Genomic DNA, 18,152 nt, shown 5'->3' with positions numbered 1-18,152 from the left:
GCGTCAGGACGCCAGGTCGAACAGGTCCATCTGGGGCCGCATGTCGGGCGGGACGCGGAACTGGGTCACGTCCAGCGGCGTGCGCGGCGCGTCCAGGCCATAGCGTTTGATCGCCGCCTTGAAGCGGGTGGCGATCAGTTCGGCGACGGGGCCGGTGCCCTTCATGCGCTGGGCCCAGTCGGGGTCGTAGTCCTTGCCGCCGCGCGTCTGGCGGATCAGGGACATGACGCGGGCCGCGCGCTCGGGCCGGGCGTCGGCCAGCCACTCGCGAAACAGGTCCTTGATCTCCAGCGGCAGGCGCAGGGTCACATACATGGCCGAGGTCGCGCCGGCCTTTTGCGCCGCCTCGAGGATGGATTCCATCTCATGATCGTTCAGGCCGGGGATGACGGGGGCGAAGCCGACGCCGACAGGACAACCCGCGTCGGCCAGGCGACTTATGGCCTCAAGCCGCTTGGCGGGGGTCGAGGCGCGCGGCTCCATCGCACGGGCCAGACCGCGATCCAGGGTGGTGATCGAGATCATGGCCGAGGCCAGGCCGTCGCGCCCCATGGGCCCCAGAATGTCGGCGTCGCGAGCGATCATCACCGACTTGGTGATGATGCTGAACGGCTGTCTGAACCGCTGCATGACCTGCAGGATGGAGCGTGTGGAAAGGGTCTCGCGTTCGACCGGCTGATAGGGGTCGGTGTTGCCGCCTATGTGGATGCGCTTACAGACGTATCGGGGCCTGGCGAGTTCCTGTTCCAGCAGACTCGCCGCGTGGGGCTTGAAGAAGATCCGGCTCTCGAAATCCAGACCCGGGGATAGGCCCATCCAGGCATGGGACGGACGGGCGTAGCAGTAGATGCAGCCATGTTCGCAGCCCTTGTAAGGGTTGATGGAGCGATCGAAGCCGACGTCGGGACTCGTATTTTTGGCGATGATAGTGCGCGCGTGTTCCGGCGAGAGGGTGGTGCGCAGCGGCGCGGCCGCTTCGTCCTGATCCGTCCAGCCGTCGTCGAATTCCTCGCGCAGGTCGGCTTCATACCGGCCCGAGTCGTTGGAGCGTGCGCCGCGCCCTTTCATCGCCGTCTTCATGAGGAGAGAATGGCATGATGCTGGAACAAATCAAGAACAAATTGAGCGGCGGCGATTTCGATCAGAAAAGGCCTCGCGGCTCAGGCTGCGGCTGTGGCGAGGGCGACTTCGTGCGGCGTAGGGACTTGGATGGCGGGGCTCAGGGGGCGACCTGTAGCCTCGGCGATCAGTTCAGCGGTCTTGCCTTCGATAGCCGCCTCGAGGCGGGCCAGGAATTCGTCCTTCGGCAGGCCCGTGGGGATCGGCTCGAGGAACTCGAGCGTGGCGGTGCCGGGCGTCTTGCGAGCCTCCTCCTGCGGCCAGAACAGACCCAGGTTGGTGGCCAGGGGCACGACCGGCATGTCGAAGTCGCGATACATGTGCCAGACGCCCGAGCGGTAACGGAACTTCTCGCCGACCTTGGCCAGATGACCCTCGGGGTAGATGAGGATCTTGCGGCCTTCCTTGTGGGCGTCGGCGGCGCGTTCCTTGAGCGCGGCGCGGGCGGTGTGGCCGCCGCAGCTGTTGACCACGATGGCCCCCAGCTTGGTCAGCACCGTGCCGAGCAGCGGAAACTTCTCTAAGTGGTCACCGGTGACGAAGGCTAGGTCGTTGAACTGGTCGTAGGTGGCGAAGCCGTCGCCCCAGCTCTGGTGTTTGGAGGCGAGGATGAAAGCGCCTTGCGGCAGCCGTTCCTTGCCACGCACTTGCAGCCGGATGCCGGCGAACAGGGCCATGGCCTGCACCATGCGGCGCACATAACGGCGGATGATCCAGCTGGTGGCGCGTCGACCGGGAGCCAGGGCGGCGAAGGCCGCAGCGAGGCAATAGACGATGGACAGGGCCCAGTAGGCGACATTGAACGCGAAGCTTCTCATCCCGCCGTTATGACACGAGGCGGGGGCCGCTGAGCAAGGGATTATGCGGCGGCTTGGGTCAGCAACTCTGCGTTGGTGACGCAGTTTCGGCCGCCGCGCTTGGACGCGTAGAGGGCCTCGTCGGCGCGCTCCAGCACGGATAGTGCGGTCTCGCCGGCGCGGCGCTCGGCGAACCCGACCGAGATGGTCACGGCGCCGAGGTCGTCATTGGTCGAGCGGCGACGCAACGAACGCGAGCCGATCTCTTCGCGGATGGCGTTTAGCGCCGCCTCGACCGTTCCGGGCGTCTCGCCGGGGAAGATGACCGCGAACTCTTCGCCGCCATAGCGCGCAGCGATGCGCGGGTTGCGCGCGATTCGGCCCAGGACGCTGGCGACGTAACGCAGCACCTGATCGCCGGTCTGGTGACCCCAGGTGTCGTTGAAGCGCTTGAAGTGGTCGATGTCGACGATGGCCAGGGTCAGGCCCTTGCCCTCGGTCTCGGCTTCTTCGCAGAGACGCGCCAGCTGCTCGTCGAAGGTCTTGCGGTTAGCCAGATTCGTCAGGGCGTCCGTCATGGCGTCGCGGCGCACCTGTTCCAGATGCTCGCGCAGACGGACGACTTCGCGGTTCGAGGATTCCAGTCGCTTTTCCAGAGCGGAGGTATGGCGCTGGACCTTGCGGGTGGCGGTGGACAGGGTGCTGACGATGGCCGTCAGGTCTGTCGGGCCATCGGCGTCCTGCATCTTTGCCGAGGCGGTGCTCAGGGTCTCGCCATAGGCGGTCTGGGTCTTGCGAGCGTTGTCGATAGCCTCGGCCACAGCGGCCAGTTCGCGGTTCAACACGGCACCGACGTCGCGAATTTCCTCGGACAGACGGCCGCGTGGCAGGAATTCGGCCGCCAGCATTTCGGCTGTGGCGTCGGTGAAAGGGACGTCGCCGGCCAGAAGGCGCTGAAGCTCCCGGCCTAGCGGGCCTTCAGGATCGCTGACGTAGTGCAGCCACAGCTCGAAATTCAGGGGGGTCGGCCAGACGGAGGCCTGTTGCATGGCGTCCACGATGCGGTGCGCCAGTGCATAAGCCTCCGGACCCCGAAGGGCGGTTTCGACCTGCGCCGTCATTCTGATTCTCGCGCCCCTAATTCTTAGTTGGGGGACACTAGAACATCGATCCGTAATGACCGGTTAAACGGACCGGCGGAAGCTTCGCCTAATCCGCGAAGACGACGGGGCGACGCAGGAAGGCGGGGATGTCGTCGCCGAAACCGCCGCTGGCGGCGCGCAGCGGCTGATCCTTGGCCAGCTCGGGCTTCCTGGCATCGCGCGGTTCCTGGGCCCGGTCGCGCCCACGGTTACGATCGCGACGTTGAGGCTCGGATTTAACGGGCTCGACCGTGACTTCCGGAGCGGCGTCCGATGTCGAGGCGACGACGGCGTCCGCGCTTTCCGGTGCGGCGTACGGCTTGGTCGAACGGCGGCTACGCGAACGGCGCGGGGCCTCCTCGGCGGTATCTTCGGCCTTGGGCGCGGCGCGGGCGATGGGCTCCATCGAGGCGACATTGTCACTCTTGGGGATGGGGCGCGGGCGATCGCTGCGGCTGCGGCCACGGCCCTTCGAATCATCGGAACGGGGGCGGTCCTTGATGGAGGCGAAGTCGATGCCTTCCAGCGTCAGCTCCTGGGGCTCCATCTTGATCAGCTTCAGCACCTTATCCAGCGACTTGTCGTCGGAGGGGGTGACGATCATGAAGGCTTCGCCCTTGCGACCCGCGCGGCCCGTACGGCCGATGCGATGCACATAGTCGTCGGCGTGGTGCGAGACGTCGTAGTTGAAGACGTGGCTGACGTCAGGGATGTCCAGACCGCGGGCGGCGACGTCCGAGGCCACCAGGATTTTCAGGTCGCCGGAGCGGAAGTCGGCCAAGGTCTTCATGCGCAGCGACTGGTCCAGGTCGCCATGGATCGGTGCAGCGTCGAAACCGTGCGTCTTCAGTGACTTGGCGACGATATCGACTTCAGACTTGCGGTTGCAGAAGACGATGCCGTTCTTGACTTCCGACCGTTCGATCAGGGCGCGCAGGGCGGTGCGCTTGGCCTTGGGATCGCTGGTCGGGATGCGGACCAGATACTGGGTGATGGTGTCGGCGGTCATGGCCGGACGCGAAGCCTCGATCCGGGTCGGATCCTTGAGGAACTGCGTGGTCAGGCGCGTGATCTCGGGCGGCATGGTGGCCGAGAAGAAGAGGGTCTGACGGCGCGGCGGCGTCAGCTTGAAGATGCGTTCGATGTCGGGGATGAAGCCCATGTCGAGCATGCGGTCGGCTTCGTCGATGACCATCATCTCGACGCCGGTCAGCAGGATCTTGCCGCGTTCAAAAAGGTCCAGAAGGCGGCCCGGCGTGGCGATCAGGACGTCGACGCCCTTGTTTAACAGGGCCACCTGGTCGCCCATCGACACGCCGCCGATCAAAAGGGCCCAGCTCAGCTTGGTGCCCTTGGCGTATTTGGCGAAGTTCTCGGCGACCTGGTCGGCCAGTTCGCGGGTCGGTGCCAGAACAAGCGCCCGTGGCATACGCGCACGAGCGCGACCGGAGCCGAGGCGATCGATCATCGGCAGGGTGAAGGCGGCGGTCTTGCCGGTGCCGGTCTGGGCGATGCCCAGGACGTCGCGGCCGGCGAGGGCCACAGGGATGGCGGAGGCCTGAATGGGGGTGGCTTCGGTGTAGCCCGTATCGGCGACCGCTTTCAGGGTCGTGGCCGAAAGGCCCAGCTTGGTGAATTCTGTCATGTAACCTTGAGGACGGAGGAAACGTCGTAACGTCTTCAGCTTACGGAACCGCCCCTCGTGGGCGAGTGGGCGGCGCGCATCGCCAGTCCTATCCCGAGCCTGCGGCGGTATATGGAAAGCCCTACACCTCAGTCAAGTATTTCCGTTCGGGAACCAGACGGTTGGCAAAACCTTACTCGCCTGTAATGTCGCCTTTGGGGTAGGGAAGGGTTGTCGTATGCGGTTGAAAACGCTTGCGTTCGCCTTGGCTGCTTGCTGCGCGACCGCGCTGCCGGCCCAGGCAGAGATGGAATCGGCGTTCGGAAACACTGTCATCTCTCACTATCCTGATGGCGCATGGGTCAAACACTGGTTCGACCGCGACGGCAGTTATCGGGCTGTATTCTCGGATGGACGTCGATTGACGGCGCGTTGGGCCATAGAGGGCGAGCGCGTGTGCCTGAACGGGATCAGGCCGCGGATGCTCCTGTCGCGGTTCTGTACGGCCTTGGTCGAGGCGTCGGTGGGCCAGAGCTGGCCTGGGCGCGATCCTTTGGGGCGGCGGGTTCGCAACGAACTGGTGGCCGGGCGTTAGGCCCCCCGGTCCGCTGGGCGAACCGGGAGGACTTCCAGCGATCTTACTCGGCGTCAGCCGTCTTCTTGGGAGCGGCCTTCTTTGCAGCCGGCTTCTTGGCGGCGGTCTTTTTCGCCGCAGCAGGCTTCTTCTCGGCAGCAGTCTTGGCCGTAGCCTTTTTCGCTGCAGGTTTCTTGGCCGCAGCGGCCTTTTTCTTCGGCGCCGCGCCAGCCTTGGCGGCTAGCAGGGGCAGGGCGGCTTCCAGCGTGATGTCTTCCGGCGTCATGCCCTTGGGCAGGGTGGCGTTGACCTTGCCCCATTTGACGTAAGGGCCGAAGCGACCGGCCATGACCTGAACGGGCGCCTCGTCTTCCGGGTGCGCGCCCAGTTCCTTGAGCGGGGCCGTGGCCGAGCCGCGGCCGGGGCGACCGGCGCGCTTTTCAGCCAGCAGGGCGACGGCGCGATTGATGCCGACCTCGAACACCTCGTCGATGTCCGAGACGTTGGCGTAGGTCCCGGCGTGCAGGACGAACGGGCCATAACGACCCAGGCCCGCCGTGATCATCTTACCGTCCTCGGGGTGAGGGCCGACTTCGCGCGGCAGGGCCAGCAGGCGTAAGGCCTGTTCCAGCGTCAGCGACGCGGGGCTCCAGCCCTTGGGCAGGGACGAGCGCTTGGGCTTCTCTTCGCCGGGCGGCGTGGTTTCGACATAGGGGCCGAAGCGACCGATCTTCAGTTGCACCGGCTGGCCGGTCGCCGGGTCGACGCCCAATTCGCGGTCGCCGCCGTCCGCGCCGCCTTCGGCGCCGTCAGGCGAGGCCACGGGGCGGGTGTATTTGCAGTCCGGATAGCGCGAGCAGCCGATGAAGGCGCCGAAACGGCTGGTCTTCAGGCTGAGTTGGCCCTGATGGCAGAGCGGGCATTCGCGCGGGTCCGAGCCGTCGCCCTTGTCCGGGAAGATGTGGGCGCCCAGGGCGTCGTTCAGGCGATCCAGGATGGCCGTGGTGCGCAGTTCGCCTGCGGCCTGCGTGGCGGCGTGGAAGTCGGTCCAGAAGCTGCGCAGCAGCGCCTTCCAGTCGAGTTCGCCTGCCGACACCTCGTCCAGCTGGGTCTCCAGCGCGGCGGTGAAGTCGTATTCGACCCAACGCGTGAAGAACTGTTCCAGGAAGGCCGTGACGAGCCGCCCCTTGTCTTCGGGATAGAAGCGGTTCTTGTCCATGCGGACGTATTCGCGGTCGCGCAGGGTCGTCAGGATCGAGGCGTAGGTCGAAGGACGACCGATGCCCAGCTCTTCCAGCTTCTTGACCAGGGTGGCCTCCGAGAAGCGCGGCGGCGGCTCGGTGAAGTGCTGGTCTGTGCGGACGGCTTCGACCTTGGCCTTGGCGCCTTCCTTCAGCGCGGGCAGGCGGCCGCCGTCGTCCTCTTCGTCGTCAGCGCCCTTCTGCTTTTCGTCTCGGCCTTCTTCATAAGCGGCGATGAAGCCGTCGAAGGCGACGACCTGACCCGTGGCGCGCAGGCCGGTCTGGCCGTCGGGCGTCTCGATCTCGACCGTGGTGCGATCCAGGCGCGCGCTCTCCATCTGCGAGGCGACCATGCGCTTCCAGATCAGCTCATAGAGGCGCTGCAGGTCACCTTCGAGGCGCAGGGACTCTGGGTGACGCGCGATATTGGTTGGGCGGATGGCTTCGTGCGCTTCCTGAGCGTTCTTGGCCTTGGTCTTGTAATAGCGCGGCTCGGCCGGGACATAGGCTGGGCCGAAGCGGTCGGCGATGACCTCGCGCGCCTGGGCGATGCCTTCGGGGCTGACGAACAGGCCGTCGGTACGCATGTAGGTGATCAGGCCGCCGGTGTCGTCGACGCCCTCATACAGCTTCTGCGCCGCCTGCATGGTGCGCTGGGCGGTGAAGCCCAGCTTGCGCGAGGCTTCCTGCTGCAGGGTCGAGGTGGTGAAGGGCGGGGCGGGCGAACGCTTGGCGGGCTTCTTCTCGACCGACTTGATCGTGAAGTCGCCGGCCTTGATGGCGTCGCGCGCGGCGAAGGCCATCTCCTCGGTCGGGATGTCCAGGCGCTGGACGCGCTTGCCGGCGTGCTTGACCAGACGAGTGGTGAAGGGCGGGCTGTCGGCGACCAGATCGGCCTCAACCGACCAGTATTCCTGGGCCTTGAACTTCTCGATTTCCATCTCGCGATCGACGACGATGCGCAGGGCGACCGATTGCACCCGGCCCGCCGAACGGGCGCCGGGCAGTTTGCGCCACAGGACGGGCGACAGGTTGAAGCCCACCAGATAGTCCAGGGCGCGGCGGGCCAGATAGGCCTCGACCAGTTCCATATCCAGCTGACGCGGATTGGCCATGGCCTCCAGCACGGCGGTCTTGGTGATGGCGTTGAAGGTGACGCGCTGGACCTCAGTGTCCTTCAGCGCCTTCTTCTTGTTCAGGACTTCCAGAACGTGCCAGCTGATCGCCTCACCCTCACGGTCGGGGTCGGTCGCCAGGATGACGCGGTCGGCGCGCTTGGCCGCCTCCGCAATCTCGGACAGGCGCTTGGAGGCCTTGGCGTCGACCTCCCACTGCATGGCGAAGTCTTCATCGGGCAGGACGGAGCCGTCCTTGGACGGCAGGTCGCGGATATGGCCGTAGGAGGCCAGAACCTCATAGTCCGAACCCAGGTATTTATTGATGGTCTTGGCCTTGGCGGGGCTCTCGACGATGACGAGATTCATGGCGCTCTATTCGGGAAATCGGGGCGCGAACGTGGTTGGCGTCGCGTGGGAAGTCAATCGGGACGTTGAGGGGGACACCTTAAACGCGATAGTTGTGCTTGCGGCTCGACTAAAAGTTGTGCCTACTACCTGCATTGTCAGGAGGCTTGAGCGTGCCGGATTTAGAAGGACCACCCAAACCGGGCTCTGGCGGTTATGCGGCCGATTATCCGGTCCGGGAGTATGTCGCCGCCATGGCGGGGGAACTGGCCAGCATGGCGCGCTGGGATGGCGATGAGAAACTGGCCTACGCGCTGGAGGTCGCCGCCGACATGGCCCGCCGCGAAGCGCCTGCCGGCTAGGGGCTAGGTCGTGACCAGACCGCCCGGCAGCAGATTCGCCCGACCGGTCAGGCTGAGCTCCAGCAGAGCGGCCGCGACCACGCCGATCGGCAGATCTAGCGCCCGGGCCAGTTCGTCGCGCGGCGTGGGCGTCGGTGACAGCAGGGCTGCGACCTGCTCGATCAGGGCCTCGTCCAGATCATCGGGCGCACCGTCGAAGGGTGAGGCGCCGGGCGGCTCGCGCAAGGTCCGCAGGGTGCTGAAGGCGCGTTCGACGTCCTCCAGCCCCTCGCACAGGATGGCGCCCTGACGCAGCAGCTCATTAGGACCTTTCGAGCGGGGGTCCAGCGGCGAACCGGGCACGGCGAAGACGTCGCGGCCCTGCTCGTTGGCCAGACGGGCGGTGATCAGGGAGCCCGAACGGATTTCCGCCTCGACCACGATGACGCCGCGCGACAGCCCCGAGATGATGCGGTTGCGGCGGGGGAAGTCTCGGGCCTGAGCACGGGCGCCGACGGGGCTCTCGGAGACGATGCAGCCCTGTTCGGCTATCTGGCGATAAAGGTCGGCGTTGTCGGAGGGATAGATGTCGTCCACTCCGCCGCCGAGAACCGCCACCGTGCCGGTCGGCAGGGCGCCTTGGTGGGCCGCAGCGTCGATGCCGCGCGCCAGACCGGAGACGACAACATGGCCGGCCTCGCCTAATTGCTGGGACAGGCCGCGCGCGATGCGCTGGCCGCCCGCTGAGGCGATGCGGGCTCCGACGACGCCGACGCAGGGGCGCGACAGCAGGGCGGCGTCACCGCGCGTCCAAAGCAGGGGCGGCGGGGGATCAACGGCGGCCAGCAGGTCGGGATAGTCGGCGTCGCCCAGCAGGATCAGTCGCGCGCCGACGCGCTGGCCCGCCGCCAGTTCGGCCTCGACGCGATCGACGGCGGGCAGGGCGTAGCCGTCGCGGCCGCTGCGGCGCACCAGATCCGGCAGGGCCTCGACCGCACGGACGGCCGAGCCGAACCTCTGCAGCAGTTGGGAAAAGGCCACGGGACCGACGCGGTCGGTGCGGGCCAGCCGAAGCCGGGCGAAACGCTCGGCGTCGGACAGGGCGGTCAAGCCTTCTTGGCCCCAATCTTGGGCTCGACGCCCTTCAGCAGCCGGGCGATGTTCTCATGGTGGCGGATATAGATGAGCACGGCGGTGACGACGGCAAGGATCAGGATGGACGCGGGGGCGGGCAGGCCCAGCGCGGGCAGGGGCAGCAGGGCGTAGAGCGGCGTCAACGCCGCCGCGACCAGGGCCGCCAGCGAGGAATAGCGCAGAGCGAAGGCCACGATCAGCCAGGTCGCCGCCGCCATCAGGCCCAGAGGCCAGCAGGCGGCCAGGATCAGGCCGAAGAAGGTCGCGACCCCCTTGCCGCCCTTGAAGCCCAGCCAGACGGGAAACAGATGACCCATGAAGGCCGCGCCGCCCGCGATGGCGCCGGCGACTTCACCGAACAGATAGCGGGCGATCAGCAGGGCGACCGCGCCCTTGCCGGCGTCCAGGATCAGGGTGGCGATGGCCAGGTCCTTGCGGCCGGTGCGCAGGACATTGGTCGCGCCGATATTGCCCGAGCCGATATTGCGCACGTCCCCGGCACCCGCGGCGCGGGTCAGGATGACCCCGAACGGAATCGAACCGAGCAGGTATCCGCCAATCGCGACAAGCCCAAGCGTCAGAAGCGCCGGTGCGGCCAGATCCTGCAAAGTGATTCGCTCCCGTTTAGCGTGCGTCGTGGACGATGCGTCCACCGACAACCGTGAGCAAGACCTTCCCTTGCAGGCGACGCCCGTCGAAGGGCGAATTCTTCGATTTGGAACGCAGTGTGGCCGCATTGACCACAACCGGAGCGCCCGCGTCGAACAGGACCAGGTCGGCAGGCGCACCCTGAGCCAGATTTCCGGCGTCCAGACCCAGCAGACCGGCGGGGCCCTGCGTCAGCGGACGAAGCACGTCCAGTAGGTCCAGACCATGCTCGTGGTGCAGCGTCAGGGCGGCGGGCAGCAGGGTCTCCAGACCCACGGCTCCAGGCGCGGCCTCAGCGAAGGGACGGCGCTTGTTCTCTGCGGGCTCGGGCGCATGGGCCGAGGTGATGGCGTCGATCAGGCCGTCACGGACGGCCTCGACCATGGCCTGGCGGTCGCTCTCGGCGCGCAGCGGCGGGTCCAGCCGATAGAAGGTCCGGTAGTCGCCGATGTCGATCTCGTTGAAGCAGAGATGGTTGATCGACACCGAGGCCGAAACCTCAAGGCCACGAGCGCGAGCACGGGCCAAGGTCTGCAGCGCCCCTTCGGTCGAGATCTGATCGACCAGGAAGCGGGCGCCAGTCTGTTCGACCAGGGCCAGATCGCGCTCCAGCTGGATGCGCTCGGCGATGGCGGGGGCGCCGGACAAGCCGAGGCGTGTCGCCAGTTCGCCGGAGGTGGCGACAGCGCCTTCCGACAGCCAGGGCTCGGCCGGACGGCAGGCGATCAGGGCGTTGAAGGCGGCGGCGTAGCTCATCACCCGTTGCAGGGTGCGGGTGTTGACGATGACCCGGTCGCCGTCGGTGAAGTAGAGGGCACCGGCTTCGTGCATCAGGCCGATTTCGGCCATGCGCTGGCCGTCGCGGCCCTGCGTAGCCGCGCCCGCCGCGCGGACGTTGACGAGATTGAGCGCCGCTCCGCGCCGCTGGATGTGGTCGATCAGGGCGGGGTCGTCGATCGCCGGGTCAGTGTCAGGCTGGACAACGATGGTGGTAACGCCGCCCGCCGACGCCGACAGGCTGGCCGACTTCAGCGTTTCCTTGGGCTCATTGCCCGGCTCGCCGGTTTTGACGCGGATGTCGATCAGGCCGGGCGCCAGGCAGCGGCCCTGCGCGTCGATGACGGTCACGCCTTCGGGGCGCTGGGTCGCCTGGCCGTGGACGACCTCGACGATGCGGCCGTCCTGGATCAGGATCGCGCCGGGACCGTCGTAGTCGCTGGCTGGGTCCAGCAGGCGAGCGTTGACGATGGCCAGCGTGTTTGGAGCGGCTGTCATGCGGCGGCTCCCGCGCGGCGGTGGGCGAGGGCGGCCAGAACGGCCATGCGGGCGGCGACGCCCATCTCGACCTGATCCTGGATCAGGGAGACAGACAGATCATCGGCCACGTCGGAGTCGATCTCGACGCCCCGGTTCATCGGTCCGGGGTGCATGACCTTGGCGTTGGGCGCGGCCCAGGCCAGTTTCTCGCGGTCCAGACCCCAGAAGCGGAAATATTCACGGGTCGAAGGGATCAGGGCGCCGGTCATGCGTTCCAGTTGCAGGCGCAGCATCATGACCACATCACAGCCGGCCAAGCCTTCCTTCATGTCGTGGAAGACCTCGCAGCCCCAGCGGTCGGCGTCGCCGGGCACCAGGGTCGGCGGGCCGATCAGGCGCACGCGCGCGCCCATCATCGACAGTAGGGCCACGTTCGAGCGGGCCACGCGGCTGTGGGCGATGTCGCCGCAGATGGCGACGGTCAGACCGCCGACGTCTCCGAATGCACGGCGCAGGCTCAGCAGGTCCAGCAGGGCTTGCGTCGGGTGTTCGTGGCGGCCGTCGCCGGCGTTGACGACGGCGCAGCCGACCTTTTGCGATAGCAGGTCCACGGCGCCCGACGACGAATGGCGGACGACCAGAATCTCGGGCTTCATCGCGTTAAGCGTCACCGCCGTATCGATCAGGGTCTCGCCCTTGGCGACCGAGGAGGCCGAGACCGGCATGGTCACCACGTCAGCGCCCAGACGCTTGGCGGCGATCTCAAACGAGGAGCTGGTGCGGGTCGAGTTCTCGAAGAAGAGGTTCACGACCGTCTGGCCGCGCATCAGATCGATGCCCTTGGCCGACTGTCGATTGAAATCGACGAAGGCGTCGGCGAGATCCAGCAGCGCCAGTGCGGCGGGCGGGTTCAGATCGCCGGCGGCGAGGAAGTGGTCGCGGGGGAACGACGTCAGTCGCTCCTCGATGGTTTCGGTGACGGAAGCGGCATGGGTCATCGAGACGCCGCTATAAGCCCGAGTCTGCGTGAGGGGAAGATCAGGCGCGCAGTCGATCCAGCGCGCCCTGCAAAATCCAGGCGGCGGCGGTGCGATCCACGACGTCGGCGCGGCGTTTGCGGCTCAGGTCCAGTTCGTCGATCAGGAAGCGCTCGACCGCCGTGGTCGACAGGCGCTCGTCCTGGAAGGCGACGTTGACGGGGCGCAGGCGTTCCAGATTGCGGGCGAAGGCGCGGCAGGACTGGGCGCGCGGGCCCTCGGAGCCGTCCATGTTCAGCGGCAGGCCGATGACCAGGGCCGAGACGTTGCGAGCGTTCATCAGCTTGATCAGCTGCGCGGCGTCCTGATTGAATTTCACCTTGCGGATCAGCTGCAATGGGCTGGCGATCATGCGGCTGGTGTCGGACACCGCCACGCCAATGGTGTTCTCGCCCAGATCCAGCCCCATCCAGGCGGTGTCGGGCGGGCAGGCGGCGGGCAGGTCGGTGAGGTCGAATACGGGCACGGCCTCCCCATATTGCAATGCGGAACGCTTGTCGAAGCCGCATCAGGCGGTTAACCCACGACAGGAGTCAGTCTGGGCGACTCCCTTGCGCCCCGACTGGATGAATTTCGGAGATTTCCATGGCTATCGACGCCGCGACGGTGAGGCGTGTCGCCCACCTCGCCCGCATCAAGACCCCCGAGGACCGCCTGGAGCCGCTGGCCCAGGAGCTGAACGGCATCCTGAACTGGATCGAGCAGCTGAACGAGGTCGATGTGCAGGGTGTCGAGCCGATGACCTCCAACGTCGCCCAGCCCCTGCGCCTGCGCGAAGACGTCGTCACGGACGGCGCCAAGGTGGATGCGGTTCTGTCGAACGCTCCGAAGTCGGCTGACGGCTTCTTCGTCGTGCCCAAGGTGGTCGATTAAGCCATGACCGATCTGACCAAGCTTACGCTCAAAGACGCCGTCGACGGCCTGAAGGCCAAGACCTTCTCGTCCGAGGAACTGACCAAGGCCTTCCTGACCAATATCGAGGCCTCGAACCCGAGCCTGAACGCCTATGTCGAAGTGACCGCAGACAAGGCGCTGGAACAGGCGCGCGCCTCCGACGCCAAGCTGGCCAAGGGCGAGGGCGGCGATCTGGAAGGCGCGCCGTTGGGCATCAAGGACCTGTTCTGCACCGAGGGCGTGCAGACGACGGCGGGCTCCAACATGCTGCGCGGCTTTGTGCCGCCCTATGAATCCACCGTCACCGCCAATCTGTGGCGTGAAGGCGCGGTCATGTTGGGCAAGCTCAACATGGACGAGTTCGCCATGGGCTCAGCCAACGAGACGTCGGCCTTCGGTCCGGTAAAGAACCCCTGGAAGGCCAAGGGTTCGGACGCCGAGCTGACGCCGGGCGGTTCGTCGGGCGGTTCGGCCTCGGCTGTGGCCTCTGATCTGTGTCTGGCCGCGACGGCCTCCGACACCGGCGGTTCGATCCGCCAGCCCGCCGCCTTCACCGGCACGGTCGGCATCAAGCCCACTTATGGCCGCGCCAGCCGTTTCGGCATGGTGGCCTTCGCCTCGTCGCTGGATCAAGCCGGCCCGATCACCAAGACGGTGACGGACGCCGCCATCCTGCTGAAGTCCATGTGCTCGTTCGACGCCAAGGACTCCACCAGCCTCGACATCCCAACGCCGGACTGGACCCAGTCGGTCGGCCAGTCGGTCAAGGGCCTGCGTATCGGCGTCCCGGCGGAATACCTGATCGACGGCATGTCCGAAGAGATCAAGGCGCTGTGGGAACAGGGCGTGGCCTGGCTGAAGGCCGCTGGCTGCGAGATCGTCGAGATCAGCCTGCCGCACACCAAATACGCCCTGCCGGCCTACTACATCGTGGCGCCGGCCGAGGCCTCCTCGAACCTGGCCCGCTATGACGGCATGCGCTTCGGCCACCGCGCCGAGGAATTCTCGTCGCTGGACGACCTCTACGCCGCCTCGCGCGCCGAGGGCTTCGGCAAGGAGGTTCAGCGCCGCCTGACCATCGGCACCTATGTGCTGTCGGCGGGCTTCTATGACGCCTACTACGTCAAGGCCCTGAAGGTGCGTCGCCGCATCGCCGAGGACTTCGACAACGTCTGGGGCAAGGTGGACGCCATCCTGACTCCGTCGACCCCGACGGCCGCGTTCAAGCTGGGCGACAAGCAGATCGACCCGCTGACCATGTACCTGAACGACGTCTTCACGGTGACGACCAACCTGGCCGGTCTGCCGGGCATCTCGGTGCCCGCCGGTCTGAGCAGCGACGGTCTGCCGCTGGGACTTCAGGTCATCGGCAAGGCCCTTGATGAGGCGACCGTCTTCCAGGTCGCGGCCGCACTGGAAGACTCCGCCGGTTTCGTCGCCAAACCGGCCAAGTGGTGGTGAGCATGTCTGAGAACAAAACAGTGATCAAAGGTCGTACTGGCGACTGGGAAATCGTCATGGGCCTGGAAATCCACGCCCAGGTGGCGTCGAACGCCAAGCTGTTCTCGGGCGCGGCCGTGGGCTTTGGCGCCGGTCCGAACGAGCAGGTGTCTCTGATCGACGCCGGCTTCCCCGGCATGCTGCCGACCCTGAACAAGCACTGCGTCGAGCAGGCGGTGAAGTCGGGTCTGGGCCTGAAGGCGCAGATCAATCTGAAGAGCCAGTTCGACCGCAAGAACTACTTCTATCCCGACCTGCCGTCCGGCTATCAGATCAGCCAGCTGTATCACCCGATCGTGGGCGAGGGCGTGGTCGAGGTGGAGGCCGAGGACGGCAGCTTCTTCAACGTCGGCATCGAACGCCTGCACCTGGAGCAGGACGCGGGCAAGCTGATCCACGACCTGTCGCCGACGGAATCCTACGTCGACCTGAACCGGGCCGGCACGGCGCTGATGGAGATCGTCTCGCGCCCCGACATCCGTTCGCCGGAACAGGCGGTCGCCTACGTCAAGAAGATCCGGACCATCCTGATCTATCTGGGCACCTGCGACGGCGACATGGAGAAGGGTAACCTGCGCGCCGACGTCAACGTCTCGGTCTGCCGCGTCGGCAACTACGACAAGTTCAAGGAAACCGGCGACTTCGGCTTCCTGGGCACGCGCTGCGAGATCAAGAACGTCAACTCGTTCCGCTTCATTTCTCAGGCCATCAACTACGAAGCGCGTCGCCAGATCGAGATCCTCGAGGACGGCGGTTCGATCGTTCAGGAAACTCGTCTGTATGACCCGACGGCGGGCGAGACGCGCTCGATGCGCTCGAAGGAAGAGGCGATGGACTATCGCTACTTCCCCGATCCCGACCTGCTGCCGCTGGAGATCGAGCAGGCCTGGATCGACGAGATCAAGGCCAACCTGCCGGAACTTCCGGATGAGAAGCGTCGTCGCCTGATGGCTGACTACGGCCTGTCGCAATACGACGCCGTGGTGCTGATCTCGGAACAGGCCAAGGCCGACTATTTCGAAGCCGCAGCCAAGGGCCGCGACGCCAAGCTGGTGTCCAACTGGGTCACCAACGAGGTCTCGGCGCGTCTGGCCGCGGACGGCAAGGACTTCAGCGAAAACCCGCTGCCGGCCGCGCACGTCGCCCAATTGGTCGAACTGATCGAGACCAACGTCATCTCGTCCAAGATCGCCAAGGAGGTCTTCGACTACGTCTGGAATGGCGAGGGCAGCCCCGCCGAGGTGGTCGAGAAGCGCGGCCTGAAGCAGGTGACGGATACGGGCGCCATCGAGAAGGCCGTCGACGACATCATCGCCGCCAACCCGGACAAGGCCGCGGCCGTGGCCGAGAAGCCGCAAGCCCTCGGCTGGTTTGTCGGTCAGGTCATGAAGGCCACGGGCGGCAAGGCCAACCCGGCCGCGGTCAACGACATCCTGAAGGCCAAGCTGGGTCTGTAAGACCCTCTGATTAAAAGTCAGATGCTCTAAGAAAAGGCCCCGGAGATCGCTCTCCGGGGCCTCTTTGTTTCGGCGTGGACTACCAGTTCCAGGCGTCGCGAACGACTTCGATGATGTAGCCGTCGTATTCGTCGATCAGGTAGATCGAGTTGTCGACATAGACCCAGCGGGTCCCCGGAGGCGGGTAGCCGAGGCCGTAGGTCCGCCAGTCGTTGACCTGATAGCGCCAGAAGATATCCGGCAGGTACTGGCCGACGTAATACTGCCGGTTCCAGTAGGAGCGCGGCACGCTGTAGTAGCCGTAGCCCGGCGCGAAATAGAAGCCGAGCCGCACGCCGTTCCAACCTCGGAAGCGGTTGTCATGGCGCCACCAGTCGCCGCGATGGCGACGATCCCAGTCGCGCCGCCACTGGTCGCGATTCCAGCGATTGTGGAAGTCGCGATAGTCCCGGTCATTGTTCCAGTTCGGCCGGTCAGGACGATTGGGTCGGCCAGGCTGATCGGGACGGTTTGGCCGGTTCCAATCCGGGCGGCTCGGACGGCCCGGCTGTTGCGATCCGGGGCGGTCTGGTCGATTCCAATCCGGCCGGTCTGGGCGGTTGGGCTGCTCGGGACGGCCAGGACGGTCCGGACGGCTTGGGCGATCCGGTGTTCCAGGCTGATCAGGGCGGCCTTGATCGGGACGGTTTGGCCTTTGGCCGTTGGGGCGGTCAGGGCGCGTGTCAGGTCGTCCCTGATCGTTTGGGCGATCCGGGCGATTGGGTCTGTCGGGACGGGTCTGTCCGCCTTCGGGGCGAGCTTCGCCAACGGGCCGCTGGGGGCGGTCAGGGCGCGGACTGTCTGGGCGCTCGGGACGAACTGTACGGGGTTCGTCCCGGCGCTGCTGTGGCGACGCCATCTGATCGCCGCGCTGGGCCCGGCGTTGGGCGCGCGGCGAATCTTCTGCCTGAGCCTGTCGATCCTGCGCCAGCGGAGCCACGGGAGCGAGCGCGGGCAGGGCGAAGCTGGCGATGGCCGTGAACACCATCAGGGAACGTTTCATGGTCTTCTTCCTCGCACGCCGATAGGTTCGGCATGAACGACAATCTGGCCCCGATGCCATGAACCGCGGCTGAACGTCGGTCGATGGGAATCTGCAGGAAGCCGGGCACAAAAAAGCCCCGCAAAGCCAAGCTCTGCGGGGCTATCTGAAAGTTCTACGCGAGGCCTAGTAGACGTCGTGCAGCACGCTGGCGATCAGGCCGGTGGCGACTGCGATCAGCAGGATGTCGTTATTGGCGTGGACGTAGCGATAACCGCGCGGCGCGGGACGCAGACCATAATAATAGGGATCATCCACGTAATAGCCGCGATAGGCCGACGGCAGGTAGCCGCCCTGGCGCCAGCGATAGCCGTAGTAGCGCGGGTCGACGCGATAGTAGCCACGGCCCGGCGCATACCAGTAGCCGTTGCGAGCGCCGCGATAGTCGCGGAACTCGGGGCGACCACGCCACCAGTCGCGGTTGTTGCGGTCCCAGCGGTCATGGTGACGGCTCTGGCGATAGTCGCGACGGTCGTCCCGACGATCTTCACGCCACTCGCGACGCTCCTCGCGGCGATCTTCTCGCCATTCACGGCGATCTTCTCGACGGTCGTGACGGTCCTCGCGGCGATCCTGGCGATACTCGCGGTGATCGCGGTTCTGGGCCTGGGCCGCCAACGGCGCGGCCGTGGTGGTCAGCGCCAGGGCGACGATGGCGGCCTTGGTGAGGCGGTTCATCTGTTCGTCTCCGTGGTCTGGGCGCCGAAGATAAGCTGCGGTCGGCCCGTTGAAACAGAAGGCCAAGGTCGGTCCCGGCGCATGAACTCGTCCTGAACGGCCCCGTCAGGTTTCGGCCTTGTCTGTTCATTGAGTGCGCGCCATCTCTGGGCGCTCCGACACGAG

General features: G+C 66.2%; 18 protein-coding genes. 6 read left to right on the top strand and 12 right to left on the bottom strand.

The features are described from left to right. Positions 1–3: 3 nt before the first annotated feature. From ACIQTU_RS09010 to ACIQTU_RS08995, 4 genes are all read right to left on the bottom strand, one after another. Positions 4–1,080: a PA0069 family radical SAM protein gene (locus ACIQTU_RS09010; RefSeq protein WP_400545514.1), complete on the bottom strand. Its 1,077-nt coding sequence runs from the start codon at positions 1,078–1,080 to the stop codon at positions 4–6. Between the two features lie 80 nt (positions 1,081–1,160). Beyond that, a complete protein-coding gene (locus ACIQTU_RS09005) occupies positions 1,161–1,937 on the bottom strand; it encodes a lysophospholipid acyltransferase family protein (protein ID WP_400545511.1) in 777 nt (258 codons plus the stop codon). Between the two features lie 41 nt (positions 1,938–1,978). Beyond that, positions 1,979–3,037, bottom strand: coding sequence for a diguanylate cyclase (locus tag ACIQTU_RS09000; RefSeq protein ID WP_400545508.1), 1,059 nt, complete (start codon positions 3,035–3,037; stop codon positions 1,979–1,981). An 88-nt stretch (positions 3,038–3,125) separates the two neighbouring features. Then, complete coding sequence (locus ACIQTU_RS08995) at positions 3,126–4,703, bottom strand: DEAD/DEAH box helicase (protein WP_400545505.1); 1,578 nt, start codon at positions 4,701–4,703, stop codon at positions 3,126–3,128. A gap of 217 nt (positions 4,704–4,920) precedes the next feature. Between ACIQTU_RS08995 and ACIQTU_RS08990 the strand changes: the two genes are divergently transcribed. Further along, on the top strand, positions 4,921–5,277 hold the full coding sequence (locus tag ACIQTU_RS08990) for a hypothetical protein (protein ID WP_400545502.1): 357 nt from the start codon (positions 4,921–4,923) through the stop codon (positions 5,275–5,277). Between the two features lie 43 nt (positions 5,278–5,320). Here the strand turns inward: ACIQTU_RS08990 and topA are convergent, their stop codons facing one another. Next, complete coding sequence (gene topA / locus ACIQTU_RS08985; RefSeq protein ID WP_400545499.1) at positions 5,321–7,981, bottom strand: type I DNA topoisomerase; 2,661 nt, start codon at positions 7,979–7,981, stop codon at positions 5,321–5,323. A gap of 152 nt (positions 7,982–8,133) precedes the next feature. Between topA and ACIQTU_RS08980 the strand changes: the two genes are divergently transcribed. Then, positions 8,134–8,322: a hypothetical protein gene (locus tag ACIQTU_RS08980; protein ID WP_400545496.1), complete on the top strand. Its 189-nt coding sequence runs from the start codon at positions 8,134–8,136 to the stop codon at positions 8,320–8,322. 3 nt (positions 8,323–8,325) lie between these two features. On the opposite strand, the gene dprA is transcribed toward ACIQTU_RS08980, so the two are convergent. The 5 genes from dprA to ruvX are packed head-to-tail and all read right to left on the bottom strand — an operon-like array spanning position 8,326 to position 12,843. Further along, positions 8,326–9,411: a DNA-processing protein DprA gene (gene dprA / locus ACIQTU_RS08975; protein ID WP_400545493.1), complete on the bottom strand. Its 1,086-nt coding sequence runs from the start codon at positions 9,409–9,411 to the stop codon at positions 8,326–8,328. Further along, complete coding sequence (gene plsY, locus ACIQTU_RS08970; protein ID WP_400545490.1) at positions 9,408–10,043, bottom strand: glycerol-3-phosphate 1-O-acyltransferase PlsY; 636 nt, start codon at positions 10,041–10,043, stop codon at positions 9,408–9,410. The genes dprA and plsY overlap by 4 nt, the downstream gene beginning before the upstream one ends. A gap of 16 nt (positions 10,044–10,059) precedes the next feature. Then, a complete protein-coding gene (gene pyrC / locus ACIQTU_RS08965; protein WP_400545487.1) occupies positions 10,060–11,358 on the bottom strand; it encodes a dihydroorotase in 1,299 nt (432 codons plus the stop codon). Further along, positions 11,355–12,338, bottom strand: coding sequence for an aspartate carbamoyltransferase catalytic subunit (locus ACIQTU_RS08960; RefSeq protein ID WP_400545484.1), 984 nt, complete (start codon positions 12,336–12,338; stop codon positions 11,355–11,357). The genes pyrC and ACIQTU_RS08960 overlap by 4 nt, the downstream gene beginning before the upstream one ends. 40 nt (positions 12,339–12,378) lie before the next feature. Then, on the bottom strand, positions 12,379–12,843 hold the full coding sequence (gene ruvX / locus ACIQTU_RS08955; protein WP_400545481.1) for a Holliday junction resolvase RuvX: 465 nt from the start codon (positions 12,841–12,843) through the stop codon (positions 12,379–12,381). 17 nt (positions 12,844–12,860) lie between these two features. On the opposite strand from ruvX, the gene ACIQTU_RS08950 reads away from it, so the two are divergent. From ACIQTU_RS08950 to gatB, 4 genes are read left to right on the top strand one after another with little or no spacing between them, the layout of a single operon-like run. After that, on the top strand, positions 12,861–12,947 hold the full coding sequence (locus ACIQTU_RS08950; RefSeq protein ID WP_400547082.1) for a hypothetical protein: 87 nt from the start codon (positions 12,861–12,863) through the stop codon (positions 12,945–12,947). A gap of 15 nt (positions 12,948–12,962) precedes the next feature. Then, the gene (gene gatC, locus ACIQTU_RS08945; RefSeq protein ID WP_207827071.1) at positions 12,963–13,250 is read left to right on the top strand and encodes an Asp-tRNA(Asn)/Glu-tRNA(Gln) amidotransferase subunit GatC; all 288 of its coding nucleotides are present in this window, start codon (positions 12,963–12,965) and stop codon (positions 13,248–13,250) included. A gap of 3 nt (positions 13,251–13,253) precedes the next feature. Beyond that, entirely contained in the window at positions 13,254–14,732 is a 1,479-nt protein-coding gene (gene gatA, locus ACIQTU_RS08940) for an Asp-tRNA(Asn)/Glu-tRNA(Gln) amidotransferase subunit GatA (protein ID WP_400545477.1), read from the top strand. A gap of 2 nt (positions 14,733–14,734) precedes the next feature. After that, positions 14,735–16,228, top strand: coding sequence for an Asp-tRNA(Asn)/Glu-tRNA(Gln) amidotransferase subunit GatB (gene gatB, locus ACIQTU_RS08935; RefSeq protein WP_400545474.1), 1,494 nt, complete (start codon positions 14,735–14,737; stop codon positions 16,226–16,228). A gap of 79 nt (positions 16,229–16,307) precedes the next feature. On the opposite strand, the gene ACIQTU_RS08930 is transcribed toward gatB, so the two are convergent. Both ACIQTU_RS08930 and ACIQTU_RS08925 read right to left on the bottom strand, forming a co-directional pair. Beyond that, positions 16,308–16,562 carry an RcnB family protein gene (locus tag ACIQTU_RS08930; RefSeq protein WP_400545471.1) on the bottom strand — a complete coding sequence of 85 codons (255 nt, stop codon included), beginning with the start codon at positions 16,560–16,562 and terminating at the stop codon, positions 16,308–16,310. Positions 16,563–17,435: 873 nt separating this feature from the next. Beyond that, positions 17,436–17,987 carry an RcnB family protein gene (locus tag ACIQTU_RS08925; RefSeq protein WP_400545468.1) on the bottom strand — a complete coding sequence of 184 codons (552 nt, stop codon included), beginning with the start codon at positions 17,985–17,987 and terminating at the stop codon, positions 17,436–17,438. Between the last annotated feature and the right edge of the window lie 165 nt (positions 17,988–18,152).

Origin of the sequence: Brevundimonas sp. NPDC090276 (genome assembly GCF_044772165.1) — a bacterium.
Classification (GTDB): domain Bacteria; phylum Pseudomonadota; class Alphaproteobacteria; order Caulobacterales; family Caulobacteraceae; genus Brevundimonas.
This window is presented reverse-complemented; position numbering and strand designations above follow the sequence as displayed.

Excerpts from the sequence above, each read along its gene's own strand:
- ACIQTU_RS08925 (WP_400545468.1), bottom strand. The coding sequence starts at position 17,987 with ATGAACCGCCTCACCAAGGCCGCCATCGTCGCCCTGGCGCTGACCACC.
- gatC (WP_207827071.1), top strand. The coding sequence starts at position 12,963 with ATGGCTATCGACGCCGCGACGGTGAGGCGTGTCGCCCACCTCGCCCGC.
- ACIQTU_RS09005 (WP_400545511.1), bottom strand. The coding sequence starts at position 1,937 with ATGAGAAGCTTCGCGTTCAATGTCGCCTACTGGGCCCTGTCCATCGTC.
- gatB (WP_400545474.1), top strand. The coding sequence starts at position 14,735 with ATGTCTGAGAACAAAACAGTGATCAAAGGTCGTACTGGCGACTGGGAA.
- ACIQTU_RS08995 (WP_400545505.1), bottom strand. The coding sequence starts at position 4,703 with ATGACAGAATTCACCAAGCTGGGCCTTTCGGCCACGACCCTGAAAGCG.
- pyrC (WP_400545487.1), bottom strand. The coding sequence starts at position 11,358 with ATGACAGCCGCTCCAAACACGCTGGCCATCGTCAACGCTCGCCTGCTG.
- topA (WP_400545499.1), bottom strand. The coding sequence starts at position 7,981 with ATGAATCTCGTCATCGTCGAGAGCCCCGCCAAGGCCAAGACCATCAAT.
- gatA (WP_400545477.1), top strand. The coding sequence starts at position 13,254 with ATGACCGATCTGACCAAGCTTACGCTCAAAGACGCCGTCGACGGCCTG.
- ACIQTU_RS09010 (WP_400545514.1), bottom strand. The coding sequence starts at position 1,080 with ATGAAGACGGCGATGAAAGGGCGCGGCGCACGCTCCAACGACTCGGGC.
- ACIQTU_RS09000 (WP_400545508.1), bottom strand. The coding sequence starts at position 3,037 with ATGACGGCGCAGGTCGAAACCGCCCTTCGGGGTCCGGAGGCTTATGCA.
- ACIQTU_RS08960 (WP_400545484.1), bottom strand. The coding sequence starts at position 12,338 with ATGACCCATGCCGCTTCCGTCACCGAAACCATCGAGGAGCGACTGACG.
- ACIQTU_RS08950 (WP_400547082.1), top strand. The coding sequence starts at position 12,861 with ATGCGGAACGCTTGTCGAAGCCGCATCAGGCGGTTAACCCACGACAGG.
- ACIQTU_RS08990 (WP_400545502.1), top strand. The coding sequence starts at position 4,921 with ATGCGGTTGAAAACGCTTGCGTTCGCCTTGGCTGCTTGCTGCGCGACC.